The following is a 16,069-nucleotide window of genomic DNA, read 5'->3' on the forward strand; positions in this document are numbered from 1 at the left end:
CCGCGGTGCGGGGCTCTCGCCCCGAGGGTCAGGCGACGGGGGTCCTCCGGGGCTCCGCAGCCCCGTCCCCGCGCCCCGGTCCGTCCGGCGCGGTGACGCTCTCCCCGGTCACCGAGGCGCCGGTCACCCGGCGGCGGAACACCCAGTAGCTCCAGCCCTGGTACAGGAGCACCAGCGGCAGGAAGACCACCGCCACCCACGTCATCACCGTGAGCGTGTAGTCGGCGGAGGACGCGTTGTCCACGGTCAGGCTGAACGCCGGGTCGGTGGTGGAGGGGAGCACGTTCGGGAAGAGCGCCCCGAAGAGCGCGGCGACGGCGGTGAGGACGGTCAGCGCCGTGAACGCGAACGACCACCCCTCGCGCCCCTTCCAGGCCGCGGCGACCCCGCCCACCAGGGCGGAGGCGGCGACGACGACGAGCGGCAGGGTCCACGGGTGGCCGTACGCGGCCTGGGTCCACAGCAGGAAGACGGCGCCCGCGGGGACCGCCGCGCAGGCCGTGCCCAGGGCTGCCCGCCGGGCGCGCGCCCGCACCGGCCCGTCGGTCTTCAGGGTCAGGAAGATCGCCCCGTGCAGGGTGAACAGCGACAGCGTCGTCAGACCGCCGAGCAGGGCGTAGGGGTTGAGCAGGTCCGGCAGGGAGGCGGTGACGATGTGGTCGGCGTCCATGGCCACGCCCCGCACGATGTTGGCGAACACGACGCCCCACAGCAGGGCGGGTGCGGCACTGCCGAAGAAGATCGCCCGGTCCCACCAGGTCCGCCAGGCGTCGCTGTCGCGCTTGCCCCGGTACTCGAAGGCGACGCCGCGCAGGATCAGGGCGATGAGGATGGCGAACAGCGGGATGTAGAAGCCGCTGAACAGCGAGGCGTACCAGGCGGGGAACGCGGCGAACATGGCGCCGCCCGCGGTGAGCAGCCACACCTCGTTGGCGTCCCACACAGGGCCGATGGAGTTGATGGCGACCCGGCGGTCGACGGAGTTGCGCCTGCCCATGAACGGGAGGAGCGTGCCGACCCCGAAGTCGAACCCCTCCAGGACGAAGTACCCGATCCACAGGACCGAGATGGCGATGAACCAGATGACGGGGAGTTCCATGGTCCGTGGCTCCTAGTAGCTGAAGTGCGGGATCTCGGACTCGTCCTCGTCGTTCTCCAGGGCGGGGACGAGGTGGGAGGGTCCGGCCTTGACGTACTTGACCAGCAGTCCGACCTCCACCACGGCCAGGAGCCCGTAGACGGCGGTGAAGATGCTCAGGCTCATCGCGACGGTCCCGAGGCTCACCCCGGGCGAGACGCTGTCGGCGGTGAGCAGGTAGCCGTGCACCGTCCAGGGCTGCCGGCCCATCTCGGTGAGCACCCAGCCGAAGATGTTCGCGGCCAGGGCGGCGGGCAGGGACAGCATCGCCGCGAGGTAGAACCACCGGTTGGTCGGGGTGCGCTCCCTGCCCCTGGTGAGCCACAGGCCCAGGGCGGCGACGGCGACCCCGGAGAGGCCGAAGCCCATCATCAGGCGGAAGGACCAGTAGACGACGAACACGTTGGGGGTGTAGTCGCCCGGGCCGTAGTACTCCTCGTAGGCCTGCTGGAGGTTGTTCATCCCGTGGACCTCGCCGTCGAACGTGCCGGTCGCGAGGAAGCTGAGCACGTTCGGAACGGTGACGTCGATGGGGTTATAGCGCTCCTCCGTGTCGCCGACGGCCAGGGCGGAGAAGGGGGCCCCCTCCTCGGTCTCCCACAGGGCCTCGGCGGCGGCGAGCTTCATGGGCTCGTACTCGGCGGCGAGCTTGGCCTGGTGGTCGCCGGAGAAGACGACGACCGCCCCGGCGACGAGGGTGAAGACCAGGCCCACCTTGAGGGTGCCGCGGAAGAGGGCGAAGTCGCTCCTGGGCGGCGTGACGCCCGCGGTGCCGGTGTCGCCGTGCCGCTGGTTGCGCCAGAGCTTGTAGGCGCTGACGCACACGACGAACAGGCCGGCGGTGATGAACGCCGCCGAGACGGTGTGCAGGTAGGTGGACCAGGCCTGGTCGTTGCTGAGGACGGCCCAGATGTCGTTGAGCTCGGCGCGCCCGTTCTCCGGGTTGACGGTGAAGCCGACCGGGTGCCGCATCCACGCGTTGGCGGCGAGGATGAAGTAGGCGGACAGGTTGGTGCCGACCGCCACCATCCAGATGCAGGCCAGGTGGACGCCGCGCGGGAGCCGGTGCCAGCCGAAGATCCAGAGCCCGATGAAGGTCGACTCCAGGAAGAAGGCGAGCAGGGCCTCCATGGCCAGGGGCGCCCCGAACACGTCGCCGACGAACCGGGAGTACTCGCTCCAGTTCATGCCGAACTGGAACTCCTGCACGATGCCGGTGACCACGCCCATGGCGAAGTTGATCAGGAAGAGCTTGCCGAAGAACTGGGTCGCCTGGAGGTACTCGTGCCTGCCGGTGCGGTACCAGAGGGTCTGGAGCACGGCCACGATGAACGACAGTCCGATCGTGAGCGGAACGAACAGGAAGTGGTAGATCGTGGTGACACCGAACTGCCACCTCGCGAGTTCAAGAGCTTCCATGCCCACCTCTCAGGTACCGACCTCCGGTAGTACTACACAATGTAGTGCTACGACGTGTCGTCGCCTCTGCAGGCCCCCGGCAATCGCGTGTGGTCCGCGTCTCGGTGGACGCCCGGGGCGGCGCACGCGGATCGCGCCGCACCGGCCCCGGGTGAGCGAAATCGGCCTGACCTGCGGTGATTCGGTTGCGGTTCCCTGCTCCGGCCGCCCGTCGGCACAGGGGGGAGAGTCCTTGTGTGCTTGGGCACACGCCGCGCCGGGCCCTCTCCCGCGGGGTCGGGAGGGGGCCGCACACGGCGACGGCGCGCCCCGGTGGCCGGGTGCGCGCCGTCGTCGTGTGCGGGAGCGGTCGGTCAGTCCCCGCCGGAGCCGCTCCGCTCGTCGATCATGCCCTCCATGAGGTTCACCTCCGACTGCTGGGCGTCGATCATCCCCTGGGCGAACCGGGTGACCATCTCCTCGCCGCCCAGGTCCACCTCGGCCTCGGCCATCTCGATGCCGCCCCGGTGGTGGGCGATCATGAGTTCGAGGAACAGGAGTTCGGCCTCCACGCCCTCGGCGTCCTCCAGGGCCTCCAGGTCCTCGGGGCTCGCCAGACCCGGCATGGTGTCGGGGACCTCCCCGCCGCCGTCGCCGTGGTCGTGCCCCTCCATCCAGGTCATCGGAGGCTGGGCCCCCCGGGCGGGCAGGTCCCAGGCCATCAGCCAGCCCTGCATGATGCCGATCTGCGCCTGCTGCGTACGGGTCATGTCGGTGGCGACCGTGTGCAGCTCGGGGTCCTCGGTCTTGTCCAGGATGACCATCGACATGTCCACCGCCTGGGCGTGGTGAGCGCTCATGTCACGCAGGAATCCGGCGTCCGCCCCCGTGTCCAGCGGGTAGGACGGGCGCCCGAGGAGATACCCCGCGGCGAGGGCCAGTGCGACGAGGATCACCGTGGTCCAGGTCGGTACCGAACGCCATGACACCTGCGGGGACGCGCCCTCCTCCGAGAGCCGCTCCGCCCGGGAGTGCTCGTCCCCGTCCGGGGTTCCGTCGGCGTCCCCGACGCCGTCGGTGGCTCCCGAATCGGGGCCGTTCGTCTGTTCCATAGGAACCATCCTGGTCAAATCGCCCAACTGTGGTGCCAAAGTAGAGGATAGATAAGTCCCTTATGTCACCACCCACCTCAGGAGACCCCGTGGCAAAGAAGAAGACGGCGGAGGAGCGCCGCCAACGCGCAGCCGAGCTCAAGGCGCAACGCCTCAAAGAGGAGCGCCGCCGTAAGATCCTTACCATTTCCGGGGTCGTCACCGCTGTGGTTCTGGTGGTGGGCCTGATCGCCTTCCTCGTCTTCATGGAGGTCCGCAGCCGGTCGGTGTCCAACGTGGCCGAGTACGAGGTCCCCTCGTACGAGCACGTCGAGACGGGCCAGCCTGTCGACTACGAGCAGTCCCCGCCCGTGGGCGGCGACCACTGGAGCGCCTGGCAGAACTGCGGCGTGTACCCCGAGCCGGTCACCCCCGAGTTCGCGGTCCACTCCCTGGAGCACGGCGCCGTGTGGATCAACTACGAGCCCGGCCTCCCCGAGGACCAGGTCGAGCAGCTGGTGGGCATGTACAGCGCGGGCGACTACCTCGTCATCAGCCCCTACGAGGGTGAGATGGAGGCGCCGATCGTCGCCTCGAGCTGGGGCCGCCAGATCACGGCCGAGACCGCCGACGACGAGATGCTCCAGCGGTTCGTGCGCCTCTACGAGCGCGGCACCGACGTGCCCGAGCCGGGGGCCTCCTGCTCCGGCCAGGTCGCGGAGACGGCGGCCGAGGTCGAGTCCCTGCTCACCGGTGGGGGAGCCGAGGGCGGCGAGGGCTCCGGCGAGGAGGACCCCGACGCGCCGGCCGAGGGCTCCGAGGAGCAGCCCATGGAGGAAGAGGAGTGACGGCGTCCCCGTCCGCTCCGTGAACGCCTGAGAGGAGGACCCGGCCCCTCGGCCGGGTCCGACGACCGCGGGGGCCGCCGTACGCCGGCGGCCCCCGCCCGTGTGTCCGGGACCGGTCAGAGCTCGCCGTCGGGCAGGGGCGGGACGTGCTCGGAGACCAGGTCGCTGACCGTGCTCAGCGCCCCCGCCGGGGCGCCGTGGGCCGGCGGGACCGACAGTTCGACGTAGGCCTCGCGCCCGACGACCGTGTACAGGGTGGGGGCGTCCTCCGGCTGGGGCAGCCAGGCCACGCCGTTGACCTCCTGGAGGAGGGAGTCCGGAGCGAGGACCACGGGCCGCGGGACCCCGCAGCGCAGTCCGATGGCCGGGTCGCCCCAGGCCGCGGTGAGCTCCGAATCGGGGCGCACCCGGGCGCGCTCGGCCTCCAGCAGTGTGTCCGGCAGCGCCTCGACGAGCCCCGCGCAGGTCCGCGCGGTCGCCTCGTCCGCCTCGGGGGGCTCCATCCGCACGGTCTGTGCGCCGCAGCCCGTGGCCACGAGCGCGACGGCCAGAGCCGCTCCGGCGAACCGCTTCAGCACAAGCAACCCCCGGGGTGCCGCCGACGCGGCGGAGCGCGTCAGATGTTGACGATGGGACAGGTGAGGGTCCTGGCGATCCCGTCCAACCGCTGGATCCGCGCCACCACGAGGGTGCCCAGCGAGTCGATGTCGGAGGCCTCGGCCTGGACGATCACATCGTAGGGCCCGGTCACGTCGTGGGCCGTCTCGACCCCCTCGATGCCCCGGATCCGCTCCGCCACCTCCGCAGCCTGACCGACCTCGGTCTGGATCAGGATGTATGCCTGCACCATGAGAACTCCTTCGTGTGCGCCGGGTGTGAGCGGTGGGCGGTGAGCGGTTCCCGGCCGAGCCGGGGGTGCGGCCGATGACGAACGGATGACGGACGTGGGTCCGGACCGCTGCGCCGGAGCGTCACCGTACCCTGATCCCTGTGCAGAACACCATTGGGGGCCTGGGGGAGTTCGCTCTGATCACGCGCGTGACGAGCCAATTCCCCACGACGGACGATGTAATCCTCGGACCCGGCGACGACGCGGCGGTCGTCGCGGCGCCCGACGGCCGAACGGTCGCGACCACCGACCTGCTGGTCGAGGGGCGCCACTTCCGGAGGGAGTGGTCCACCGCCCGGGACGTCGGCCACCGGGCCGTCGCCCAGAACTTCGCCGACATCGCCGCGATGGGCGCCCGTCCCACCGGCCTCCTCATCGGCTTCGCCGCCCCCTCCGACCTCCCCGTGGCCTGGGCGGAGGAGTTCACCGCCGGTGTGCGCGACGAGTGCGCGGTCGCGGGCGGGGCCGTCGTGGGCGGCGACATGGTCGGTTCGGACACCCTCACCATCGCCGTCACCGCCCTCGGCGACCTCCAGGGGAGGGCGCCCGTCCGCCGGGACGGGGCCCGGCCGGGCGACGTGGTCGCCTACACCGGTCACCTCGGGCTGTCCGCCGCCGGCCTGGCCCTGCTGGAACGGGGGATCGACGGCCCGGCCGAGTGCCTGTCCGAGCACCGCCGCCCCAGCCCGCCCTACGCGCGGGGCGTCGAGGCGGCCCGGCTCGGCGCCACCGCCATGCTCGACGTGAGCGACGGCCTCGTGCAGGACCTCGGGCACGTCTGCCGGGCCGGCGGCGTACGCATCGACCTGGACTCGGCGGCGCTGCGCCCCCACCCCGCGCTCCTGGAGGCGGTCGCCGTCCTCGGCGCCGAGGGGCCCGGGGCGGCGGCGGAGGCCGCGGTCGCCCTCATGGTCGCGGGAGGGGAGGACCACGCGCTGGTCGCGGCGTTCCCCCCGGGCACCGCCCTGCCGGGCCACTGGCACCGGATCGGGTCGGTCACCGATCCCGCGGCAGGGACGCCGGCCGGTGGCGGGGCGGGGGACGAGAACCCTGTCACAGTGGACGGGCGTGCGCCCCGGAACAGGGGCTGGGATCATTTCCGCGAAGGGTGAGCCCCTTTGGATTTGTCCTGTTTGGCTGTCACGCTAGGCTTTGCCAACGCGGCCCGCGTCTCATTCCGGGCTGACCGCCCGGGTCCGTGTGGCGCGGCGGCCCCGGGAAGCCCCATGAGGAGCGGCCCGGGAACGGGCGGAGAAGACATCCCGGCGTGACCGAGGGCGACGGGCGGGCAGCGGAGCGTCGAGAGGCGGTTTATGGGGCGCCATGGCTGGCAGAACGGCACCCGGCGGGGTGCGCACCGCAGTGAGCCGACGGACGTCGGCGCACTGCGACGGCTCGGCGGCCTCATCGAGAGCACGGTGCCCAAACGCGTCGAACCGCCCCGGCTCCTCAACGTGCTCGTCGTCTCCGGTGTCATCCTCGGGCTGATCCTGTTCGGCTACAGCACCACGCAGATCTATCTGCAGTTCGGCGGCGCGCCGGGGTCGAGCCGGACGCCGGGGACGCAGGACGGGGCCCAGCCGACCCACGACGCCTCCCCGGGGACGGAGGGGGACGAGTCGGCCGCCGACCGGCCCCGGGTCCCGCAGAACCAGGCGGGCGCGGAGCCCACCACGGTCGCCTACCAGGTGCTGGGGACGACGTCGGCCGGGTTCACCGGCCACGTCACCGTCACCAACACCTCGCGGACCAGGCTCGACGCCTGGGAACTGGCCCTGGCCTTCGACAGCGCCGAGATCACCGACGTGACCGACGCCGACTGGGAGCCGATCGACGACGGCATCCTCGCCCGCCAGCCCGGGGACCGGGACGGGCTGGACCCGGGAGCCTCCGCCACCCTGACCTTCGAGGCCCTGGGCGTTCCGCAGAGCCCGGTGCGCTGCTCCCTCAACGGGCACGTCTGCGAGCTGTGACCCCGGCGGCCGGAGCACGGCCGCCCCCGTGCGGCCGGGCCACCGCGTCCGGTCCCGTACCGTCGGGGCGGAGGCACGACGAAGGCCCCCCGACCTTGGTCGGAGGGCCATCGAGGAACATGCAGCGGTGCGGGGACCCTAGCGGGTCACCTTGCCGGCCTTGATGCACGAGGTGCAGGCGTTCACGCGCTTGGGCGTGCCACCGACACGGGTGCGAACAGTCTGGATGTTGGGGTTCCAGCGGCGGCGGGTGCGACGGTGCGAGTGGGAAACACTGTTACCGAACCCTGGTCCCTTGCCGCAAACGTCGCATACGGAAGCCACGGTAACTCCATTCAAGCGCTCAGGATCGCGCACGTCGCCGCACGCGAAGATTCATCCGACCGGGAGAGGTCGGGCGGACAGGTCGGCGCGGACGCCAACCGTGGAAGAGTACACGAAGGACAAGGCCGTACACGGATCAGACCGCTGGCCAGCGCCCGTACGCGCAACGGTGGAACGTGGTGTGGTCGAGGACCCCAGCACCCACCGGCGCATCGAATCCCCCATGGCGGGCATGGCGAAAACGCGATGAACTCTGACGAGTATACCCCGGTCCGGTGGGGCGGACGCCCGGCCGCCGACGGGGCCCGCCGACGGCCGGCCCCCGGAATCCCGGCGGACGACGACGCGGTGGGCGCCCGAGCGTCGCAGCGGGGGTCTACCGTTGCGGTGACCAGCGATCCAGAGACGCCGGGACGGGAACAGACGTGACTACCTGGGACGAACCGCTGAGCAGGGGACCGCTCAGGGGCAAGACGGCGAAGGCGCTCGCCGAGAAGCTCGACCTGCACACCCTCGGTGACCTGCTGCGCTACTACCCGCGCAGGTACGACCGGCGGGGCGACCTCACCGACCTCGCCGCGCTGCGCGAGGGGGAGGAGGTCACCGTGCAGGCCCGCGTCCTGGACGCGAGGAGGCGGACCGTCCCCGCCAGGCAGGGGCGCCGCCGCATGGACATGATGGAGGCCACCGTCACCGACGGCACCGGCCGCCTGCACCTGACCTTCTTCAACCGGGGCTCGTACCACCAGAACGCGCTCGTCCCCGGGCGGCTGGCCATGTTCTCCGGGCGGGTGTCCACCTTCAAGGGCCGCCGCCAGCTCGACCACCCCCAGTACGAGCTCCTCGACGAGGAGGGCGACACGGACGAGCGGGCCCAGGCCTACGCCGACGAGCTCATCCCCGTGTACCCGGCGGTCAAGGGCCTGGACTCCACGACGATCGCGCGCACGGTCGCCACCGTCCTCGCCGACGTCGACAGCCTCCCCGACCCGCTCCCCCCCGGGCTGCGCGGGAGCCGCGGGCTGCTCGGCGTCGCCGACGCGCTGCGCCGCATCCACCGGCCCGCGGAGTGGGCCGACGTCGGCGCGGCCCGGCGCCGCCTCAAGTGGGACGAGGCGTTCGTGCTCCAGCTCGCGCTCGCCCGCCGCCGCAGGCAGGCCGAGGAGCTGCCGGCCAAGCCCCGGCCCGGGGCGGACGGGGGGATCCTCGACGCCTTCGACGCACAGCTCCCGTTCACGCTCACCGACGGCCAGAGGGAGGTCGGCGAACGCCTCGCCCGGCGCCTCGACGCCTCCCACCCCATGCACTGCCTGCTCCAGGGCGACGTGGGCGCGGGCAAGACCCTGGTGGCGCTGCGCGCGATGCTCCGCGTGGTCGACTCCGGCGGCCAGGCGGTCATGCTCGCCCCCACCGAGGTCCTCGCCCAGCAGCACCACCGCTCCGTCAACGCCATGCTCGGCGCCCTCGGACGCGCCGGGCAGATCGACGGGGCCGACACCGCGACCAGGGTCGCCCTGCTCACCGGTTCCATGAACGCGGCCGCCCGCAGGGAGGCCCTGCTGGACGCCGCCTCCGGCGCCGCGGGGATCGTCGTCGGCACCCACGCCCTCCTCCAGGAGCACGTGTCCTTCGCGGACCTGGGGCTCGTGGTGGTGGACGAGCAGCACCGGTTCGGTGTGGAGCAGCGCGACGCCCTGCGGGAGAAGGCCGTGGACGGCCGTCCGCACGTGCTCGTGATGACCGCCACGCCGATCCCGCGCACCGTCGCGATGACCGTCTACGGGGACCTCGACGTGGTCGCCCTCACGCAGCTGCCCTCCGGGCGGGCCCCCGTCTCCACGCACGTGGTGCCCGCCGCGGAGAAGCCGCACTTCCTGACCCGGGGCTGGGAACGCATCAGGGAGGAGGCGGCCGAGGGCCACCAGGCCTTCGTGGTCTGTCCGAGGATCGGCGACGACGACGCCGGGGAGGCCGGCGAGGAGGTCGGCGCCGCCCCGGAGGGGGACGCCCCCGGCGGGCGCCCCCCGCTCGCCGTGCTGGAGGTGGCGGCCCGGCTCGCGGAGGGCCCGCTCTCCGGTCTGCGCGTGGAGAGCCTGCACGGCCGGATGGCCCCGGACGACAAGGACGCCGTCATGCGCCGCTTCTCCGCGGGGGAGACCGACGCGGTCGTCTCCACCACCGTCATCGAGGTCGGCGTGGACGTGCCCAACGCCACTGTGATGGTCATCATGGACGCGGACCGGTTCGGGGTCTCTCAGCTCCACCAGCTGAGGGGCCGGGTCGGGCGGGGCGGGCTGCCCGGGCTGTGCCTGCTGGTCACCGACGCGGAGGAGGGCTCGCCGGCCCGGGAGCGGCTGGCGGCCGTGGCGGCGACCACCGACGGGTTCGAGCTGTCCCGCGTGGACCTGGAGATGAGGCGCGAGGGCGACGTCCTGGGCGACTCCCAGTCGGGGGCCCGCTCCAGCCTGCGGATGCTCACCCTGCTCAAGGACGAGGAGTTGATCGGCGAGGCCCGGGAGGAGGCCACCGCCTACGTGGCCGAGGACCCCGGGCTGGAGGCCCACCCCCCGCTGGCCGAGGCCCTCGAGGCGCTCCTCCCGGAGGAGCGGGCGGAGTACCTCGACAAGACCTGACCGGGGAGGCGAGGGGCCGGGCGCGAGGCGGCCGGGGCTGTCCGGGGTTCTCCTGCCCCGGACGGGACACTCCGCTCCGCCGCGCCCCGGCCCCGTGTCCGGCGCGACCCGCCGGGCGTCCGGGCCCGCCCCCGTCCGGCGTGGCCCCCCGGACGCGGCCCGCCCCCGTGGGGTTCCGGGATCCGGCTCCGCCCCGGCGGAGTCCCGGCCCCTGCGGCGCACCGGGCCCCGCCCGCCGACCCGCCCGTCCACAGGCGGGCGACGGGTCTGGCGGGGCCCCGCCGACCGGCCTACCGTGGTATCAGGGGGCCGCCGGCTCCGCCCGCACCGTGCTGCCCCCGGTCGGCACCGCGGCCCGCCGCCCCCGGCCGCTACCGTGGGGGCATGACCCGCATCATCGCCGGGACGGCCCGCGGACGGCGCATCTCCGCGCCCGACGGCCGCAACACCCGCCCCACCAGCGACCGCGCCCGCGAGGCGCTGTTCTCCTCCGCCCGGTCCGACCTCGGCCCGCTCGACGGCCTCCGCGTCCTGGACCTGTACGCGGGCTCCGGGGCGATCGGCCTGGAGGCCCTGTCCCGCGGCGCCGCCCACGCGCTGCTGGTGGAGGCCGACCGCAAGGCCGCCCAGGTGATCCGGGACAACATCGCGGTGCTCGGGTTCTCCGGAGCGCGCCTGGCGTCCGACCGGGTGGAACGGGTCGTCGGCCAGGACAACCCCGGCGCGCCCTACGACCTCGTGGTGGCCGACCCGCCCTACGCCGTCACCGACGACGAGGTCGCCGGAGTCCTCGGTGACCTCGCCGGGCGCGGCTGGCTCACCCCGGACGCCCTCGTCGTCGTCGAGCGCTCCAAGCGCGGCGCCGAACCCGCGTGGCCCCCGGGGCTGGAGCTCGACCGCAGCCGCGGGTACGGGGAGGCGGTTCTCTGGTACGCCCGCCCGTCACCCTCCACCACCCTCAACTGACGCCTGCGGCGCGGTTCCTCCAGGGCCCGTCACCCTCCACCGCCCTCGACTGACGCCTGCGGCGCGGTTCCTCCAGGGCCCGTCACCCTCCACCGCCCTCGACTGACGCCTGCGGCGCGGTTCCTCCAGGGCCCGTCACCCTCCACCGCCCTCGACTGACGCCTGCGGCGCCCCGCCCCCGGTTCCCGCGGTTCCGCACCCCTCCCCGGCGCGTTCCCGCACACCCCCGTCCGCCCCCACGAGCGCCTCCGGCCACGGCGAGAACCGGTCGAAAGCGGGCAGAGTGTCTGTTTTCGCACATGCGGGGTAGGGGTCCCCGGGTGCGGGGGTGAGTCCGGGGCGGTTGTCGTGCGACAAGCGCACGAGAGTCCGGACCGTGCGTGAATGCGGACACTAAGTGGGTGTTGCCCGGATTGGCGCAGGAGTGAGCCCCTACCATCGCGTTACCCGAAGGTAGTTCTTGAGAGGGGCGATCCACCGTGCGCCGTGTCGTCTGTCCGGGGTCCTTCGACCCGGTGACCTACGGTCATATCGACATCATCGGCAGGGCGGCCAAGCAGTACGACGAGGTCGTCGCCGCCGTGCTCAACAACGTCAACAAGCGCGGGCTGTTCAGCGTCCCGGAGAAGCTGGACATGCTGGAGGAGGGCACCGCGGAGTTCGACAACGTCCGGATCAGCGAGTTCGACGGCCTCCTCGTCGACTTCTGCCGCGAGAACGGCATCGAGACCATCGTGCGCAGCCTGCGCTCGGTCAGCGATTTCGACTACGAGCTCCAGATCGCCCAGATGAACTACCGCCTCTCGGGTGTGGAGACGGTGTTCATGACGGCGAACCCCCAGTACTCGTTCCTGTCCTCCAGCCTGGTGCGCGAGATCGCCCAGCACAGGGGCGACGTCTCCAGCCTGGTCACCCCCTACGTCCAGGGCCGCCTGCGGGAGAAGTACGCGAAGAGGGACTCCCAGGGCTGAGGGGCTCCGGCCCGCGGATCCGCCGCACGCGCCCCGGCCCGCCCTCACCCCGGGGTGGAGGCGGACCACGCGGATCCGCCGCACGCGCGGGTCCCGGTCCCGCCCCGCGGCGGCGCGGACGGCGCCCGACCCTGTTCCGGAAGGCCCTGGCACAGCGCTGATCGGGGCCTGATTTGGGTGGTCGGGGACATGATAGGTAGGATCAGGGTTTGACCATGGGCGTCGCCGGTTCTCGGTGTGCGCTCGCGCTGGTCGCGGCCGTCGTCACGACGCCTTCCGCGCGCCCGGCGACCCGTCTTCTCGTGAAAGCGCGATTACCCTGTCTCGTCTAGATCCTCGCGACCCGTTCGTGGTCGACACCCGCCAGCTGGGCCGCCAGCCGGGGTCGATGCGGACCGTCAACCGCATCGTGACCGTCCCCGAGGCGTTCGCGACGGCGATGGCAGCCGTGCCCGAGGGCAGCGAGGTCGAGCTGGACCTGCGGCTGGAGGCGGTGATGGAGGGCGTCCTCGTCACCGGCACCGTGCGCGGCCAGCTCACCGCGGAGTGCTCGCGCTGCCTCGACCCCCTGTCCGACGACATGGAGGCGGGCTTCCAGGAGATGTACCGCTACCCCGGCGACGAGGACGACAAGGTCTCCGGGGCGGACGAGGACGCGGCCGACGAGGATGAGGACTACTATCTAGAGGGCGATCTGCTCGACCTCGAACCGGTGGTCCGAGACGCCGTCGTGCTGGCGCTCCCACTCTCACCGCTGTGCGGACCGGACTGCCCCGGCCTGTGCTCCGAGTGCGGGGCCAAACTCGCCGAGGTCGGCCCCGACCACGGCCACGGTGACAACGTCGACCCCCGTTGGGAGGCGCTCCGCGATCTCGCGGACGACCCCGGCGAACGATGAGCTCGTGAACCGATCGCGGACGGCGCCTGTCGGCGCCGGCGACGACCGGAGCACACCCTCCCCGCCACAGCGCGCGGGGTGACCAGATAAGCGACCTCCCGCGACCGCGCGGGGGTGACCCAGGAGGATTGAAGTGGCCGTCCCGAAGCGGAAGATGTCGCGGAGCAACACCCGGACCCGCCGTTCCCAGTGGAAGGCTTCGCGCCCGGTGCTGGTCAACTGCCCGCGCTGCCGTGACCCGAAGCAGCCCCACATCGCGTGCCCGACGTGCGGCACCTACAACAACCGCCAGGTCATCAACCCGGCCTAGGCGCGGATGACAGGCTTCGGGTCCCGGTACCCGATTCCCGACTCATCTCGGGGCGGACCCTCCACGGGTCCGCCCCGTCGTGCTTGCCGGGGCGGGGAGGCCGCCGGCGCCCTGACCGGGCGGGCGCTCGCGAGACAGCGCGGCGCCGGGGTTTGTAGAGTGATCCCAGAGACAGCGGGCACACGACGACAAGCAACAGGAACACCGAGCACCACACCAGAGATCCGGGCCCCTCGGGTTCCCGAGTTCGTGGTGGTTGCCGGGGGAGCGGACGCTCCCGCGACGGTCACCTCGTTTTCGAGCACCCCTGACGGGCCGCGGGGTCCACACCCGACTCCAGCCGTCCGCGCGCCGCTCCACGGCGCGTACGAACAGGGAAGTGAACGAGTGGCTAGCCAACTCTCCGTCTCCGAGGCCCGGGCTTTCCATCGGGCCATCGGGGTCGAGGTCGACTCGAAGATCCTGCTCCGGGCCCTGACCCACCGCTCCTACGCCTACGAGAAGGGCGGGCTGCCGACCAACGAGCGCCTGGAGTTCCTGGGCGACTCCGTGCTCGGCCTGGTGGTGACCGACACCCTCTTCCGCAAGCACCCCGACCTGCCCGAGGGGCAGCTCGCCAAGCTGCGGGCCGCCGTCGTCAACATGCGCGCGCTCGCCGACGTGGCCCGCGGCCTGGGCATCGGCGCCTACATCCGCCTCGGCCGGGGCGAGGAGGGCACCGGGGGCCGGGACAAGTCCTCGATCCTCGCCGACACCCTCGAGGCCATCATCGGCGCCGTCTACCTGGACAGGGGTCTGGACGTGGCGTCGGAGTTCGTGCACAGGCTCTTCGACCCGCTCATCGCCACCGCCTCCGGGCTGGGGGCGGGCCTGGACTGGAAGACCTCCCTCCAGGAGCTCACCGCGGCCGAGATGCTCGGCGTCCCCGAGTACCACGTGGACGAGAGCGGCCCCGACCACCAGAAGACCTTCCGGGCCACGGTCCGCGTCGCGGGGGAGAGCTACGGCCTGGGCGAGGGCCGCAGCAAGAAGGAGGCCGAGCAGCAGGCCGCCGAGTCCGCGTGGAAGGCCATCAAGGCCAGGTCCGAGGCACGGGCCGCCGAGACCGCCGGGGACAACCCCTCCGGCGAGGGACGGGGCTGAGGCGGCCATGCCCGAACTGCCCGAGGTCGAGGTCGTCCGCCGCGGACTGGCCGAACACGCGGTCGGCCGTTCCATCGGCGCCGTCGAGGTCCTGCACCCCAGGTCGGTACGGCGCCACGAGCCCGGCGCCGCCGACTTCGCCGCCCGTCTGGAGGGCCGTGTCCCCACGTCGGCACGCCGGCGCGGGAAGTACCTGTGGCTCGTCCTGGACAGCGGCGAGATGCTCCTCGCCCACCTGGGGATGAGCGGGCAGATGCTGGTCCAGCCCGCGGGCAAGCCCGACGAGCGTCACCTGCGGGTGCGCCTGCCCCTCTCGGACGGCGCCGAACTGCGCTTCGTGGACCAGCGGACCTTCGGCCACGTGATGGTGGACGTTCCCGGCGAGCGCGTCGACGTGCCGTCGTCCGTGGACCACATCGCCCTGGACCCGCTGGACCCCGCGTTCGTCCCGGAGGCGTTCGTGCGGGCGCTGCGCGCGAGGGACACCGAGGTCAAGCGGGCGCTGCTGGACCAGTCGCTCATCAGCGGCGTCGGCAACATCTACGCGGACGAGGCGCTGTGGCGGGCCGGCCTGCACTGGGCGCACTCCACGCGGGCCCTGTCGGGCGGCCGGGCGACGGAGCTGCTGGGGCACGCGCGCGACGTGATGACCGAGGCGCTGGAGGTGGGAGGGACCACCTTCGACGGCCTGTACGTCAACGTCAACGGGGAGAGCGGCTACTTCTCACGCGGGCTCAACGCCTACGGGCGGAGGGACCGGCCGTGCGGCCGCTGCGGCACGGCCATCGTGCGCGAGGCGTTCATGAACCGCTCCTCGTTCAGCTGTCCGCGCTGCCAGAAGCGGCCGCGACCGCGCTCCTGAGGGGACACGGGACCAGGGCACGGGCCCGGCGGGTGACCCGGTGGATTCCGGGAGCACTCTTGCCGTGCTCCTGACGGGGTCCTGGACGTCCCGGTGCCGGACCTTGGGCGTGTCGGTGAGAGAACTCTGTCTGTCGGGTAAGGAAGCAGGTCGGACCGTGGGGAACGAGAGCGCATCCGTGCGGATGACCGCCTGGGTGCGGGGACACGTCCAAGGAGTGGGTTTCCGCTGGTGGACGCGTGCTCGCGCCCTTGAACTGGGGTTGACCGGGGCCGCCACGAACCTCGAGGACGGCCGGGTCGAGGTGGTCGCCGAAGGCCCGAGGGATGCCTGTGAACGCCTTCTTGGCCATCTCCGGGGCGGCGGTACACCCGGTCGTGTGGACTCCGTGGTCGAACGTTGGGCTCCGGCTGGGGGCAGGTTCACCGGTTTCGTCGAGCGGTGAGTATGCTGGAGGCGTAACGCGATTCGAGCACACCGCGGAACCGCGGCGGCCCAGAGGGCTCGTGGCAAGGGTTCCGGGGGGTGTGGGGCGATCATCGTGCGGGACCCCTGGAGGCCCGCACACGCCGGCGGAGCCGGGGGTCGTCACGTTTGAATCGTGCGCCACCACGTGCCCAGATCG

Annotated in this window: 17 protein-coding genes; 11 read left to right on the forward strand and 6 right to left on the reverse strand. The window is 72.4% G+C overall.

The window, feature by feature from the left end; all coding sequences use genetic code 11:
- Positions 1 to 28: 28 nt before the first annotated feature.
- From cydB to ACFQBR_RS09970, 3 genes are all read right to left on the reverse strand, one after another.
- Positions 29 to 1,099, reverse strand: coding sequence for a cytochrome d ubiquinol oxidase subunit II (cydB, locus tag ACFQBR_RS09960; RefSeq protein WP_344176474.1), 1,071 nt, complete (start codon positions 1,097 to 1,099; stop codon positions 29 to 31).
- 12 nt (positions 1,100 to 1,111) lie between these two features.
- Complete coding sequence (locus tag ACFQBR_RS09965) at positions 1,112 to 2,557, reverse strand: cytochrome ubiquinol oxidase subunit I (protein WP_344176472.1); 1,446 nt, start codon at positions 2,555 to 2,557, stop codon at positions 1,112 to 1,114.
- 353 nt (positions 2,558 to 2,910) lie between these two features.
- Positions 2,911 to 3,648 (reverse strand): DUF305 domain-containing protein, encoded by a 738-nt coding sequence (locus ACFQBR_RS09970; protein WP_344176470.1) that lies wholly within the window; start codon positions 3,646 to 3,648, stop codon positions 2,911 to 2,913.
- Between the two features lie 89 nt (positions 3,649 to 3,737).
- Between ACFQBR_RS09970 and ACFQBR_RS09975 the strand changes: the two genes are divergently transcribed.
- Positions 3,738 to 4,475 carry a DUF3105 domain-containing protein gene (locus ACFQBR_RS09975; RefSeq protein ID WP_267946468.1) on the forward strand — a complete coding sequence of 246 codons (738 nt, stop codon included), beginning with the start codon at positions 3,738 to 3,740 and terminating at the stop codon, positions 4,473 to 4,475.
- A gap of 116 nt (positions 4,476 to 4,591) precedes the next feature.
- Here the strand turns inward: ACFQBR_RS09975 and ACFQBR_RS09980 are convergent, their stop codons facing one another.
- Positions 4,592 to 5,053 carry a DUF3515 domain-containing protein gene (locus ACFQBR_RS09980; protein WP_267946467.1) on the reverse strand — a complete coding sequence of 154 codons (462 nt, stop codon included), beginning with the start codon at positions 5,051 to 5,053 and terminating at the stop codon, positions 4,592 to 4,594.
- A gap of 38 nt (positions 5,054 to 5,091) precedes the next feature.
- The gene (locus ACFQBR_RS09985; RefSeq protein WP_267946466.1) at positions 5,092 to 5,325 is read right to left on the reverse strand and encodes an Lrp/AsnC family transcriptional regulator; all 234 of its coding nucleotides are present in this window, start codon (positions 5,323 to 5,325) and stop codon (positions 5,092 to 5,094) included.
- Positions 5,326 to 5,465: 140 nt separating this feature from the next.
- Here ACFQBR_RS09985 and ACFQBR_RS09990 point away from each other — a divergent pair, with 140 nt between their 5' ends.
- Both ACFQBR_RS09990 and ACFQBR_RS09995 read left to right on the forward strand, forming a co-directional pair.
- Positions 5,466 to 6,476: a thiamine-phosphate kinase gene (locus ACFQBR_RS09990; RefSeq protein ID WP_344176466.1), complete on the forward strand. Its 1,011-nt coding sequence runs from the start codon at positions 5,466 to 5,468 to the stop codon at positions 6,474 to 6,476.
- Between the two features lie 201 nt (positions 6,477 to 6,677).
- The gene (locus ACFQBR_RS09995; RefSeq protein WP_267946464.1) at positions 6,678 to 7,337 is read left to right on the forward strand and encodes a cellulose binding domain-containing protein; all 660 of its coding nucleotides are present in this window, start codon (positions 6,678 to 6,680) and stop codon (positions 7,335 to 7,337) included.
- A 138-nt stretch (positions 7,338 to 7,475) separates the two neighbouring features.
- On the opposite strand, the gene rpmB is transcribed toward ACFQBR_RS09995, so the two are convergent.
- Positions 7,476 to 7,661, reverse strand: a complete 186-nt coding sequence (gene rpmB, locus ACFQBR_RS10000) for a 50S ribosomal protein L28 (RefSeq protein ID WP_013151263.1) — start codon at positions 7,659 to 7,661, stop codon at positions 7,476 to 7,478.
- Positions 7,662 to 8,086: 425 nt separating this feature from the next.
- On the opposite strand from rpmB, the gene recG reads away from it, so the two are divergent.
- The 8 genes from recG (at position 8,087) to ACFQBR_RS10040 (ending at position 15,889) form a co-directional block, all read left to right on the forward strand.
- Positions 8,087 to 10,294 carry an ATP-dependent DNA helicase RecG gene (gene recG, locus ACFQBR_RS10005; protein ID WP_344176463.1) on the forward strand — a complete coding sequence of 736 codons (2,208 nt, stop codon included), beginning with the start codon at positions 8,087 to 8,089 and terminating at the stop codon, positions 10,292 to 10,294.
- A 384-nt stretch (positions 10,295 to 10,678) separates the two neighbouring features.
- Positions 10,679 to 11,260 carry a 16S rRNA (guanine(966)-N(2))-methyltransferase RsmD gene (gene rsmD / locus ACFQBR_RS10010; protein WP_344176461.1) on the forward strand — a complete coding sequence of 194 codons (582 nt, stop codon included), beginning with the start codon at positions 10,679 to 10,681 and terminating at the stop codon, positions 11,258 to 11,260.
- 479 nt (positions 11,261 to 11,739) lie between these two features.
- A complete protein-coding gene (coaD, locus tag ACFQBR_RS10015) occupies positions 11,740 to 12,231 on the forward strand; it encodes a pantetheine-phosphate adenylyltransferase (protein WP_267946461.1) in 492 nt (163 codons plus the stop codon).
- Positions 12,232 to 12,580: 349 nt separating this feature from the next.
- Positions 12,581 to 13,129 (forward strand): YceD family protein, encoded by a 549-nt coding sequence (locus ACFQBR_RS10020; protein ID WP_267946460.1) that lies wholly within the window; start codon positions 12,581 to 12,583, stop codon positions 13,127 to 13,129.
- A 133-nt stretch (positions 13,130 to 13,262) separates the two neighbouring features.
- Positions 13,263 to 13,439: a 50S ribosomal protein L32 gene (rpmF, locus tag ACFQBR_RS10025; protein WP_121187691.1), complete on the forward strand. Its 177-nt coding sequence runs from the start codon at positions 13,263 to 13,265 to the stop codon at positions 13,437 to 13,439.
- Positions 13,440 to 13,826: 387 nt separating this feature from the next.
- A complete protein-coding gene (gene rnc / locus ACFQBR_RS10030; RefSeq protein WP_344176459.1) occupies positions 13,827 to 14,582 on the forward strand; it encodes a ribonuclease III in 756 nt (251 codons plus the stop codon).
- 7 nt (positions 14,583 to 14,589) lie between these two features.
- Entirely contained in the window at positions 14,590 to 15,444 is an 855-nt protein-coding gene (gene mutM / locus ACFQBR_RS10035; protein WP_267946458.1) for a bifunctional DNA-formamidopyrimidine glycosylase/DNA-(apurinic or apyrimidinic site) lyase, read from the forward strand.
- Between the two features lie 184 nt (positions 15,445 to 15,628).
- Positions 15,629 to 15,889, forward strand: a complete 261-nt coding sequence (locus ACFQBR_RS10040) for an acylphosphatase (RefSeq protein WP_267950509.1) — start codon at positions 15,629 to 15,631, stop codon at positions 15,887 to 15,889.
- Positions 15,890 to 16,069: the final 180 nt, after the last annotated feature.

This window comes from Nocardiopsis tropica (assembly GCF_042660575.1).
GTDB lineage: Bacteria > Actinomycetota > Actinomycetes > Streptosporangiales > Streptosporangiaceae > Nocardiopsis > Nocardiopsis tropica.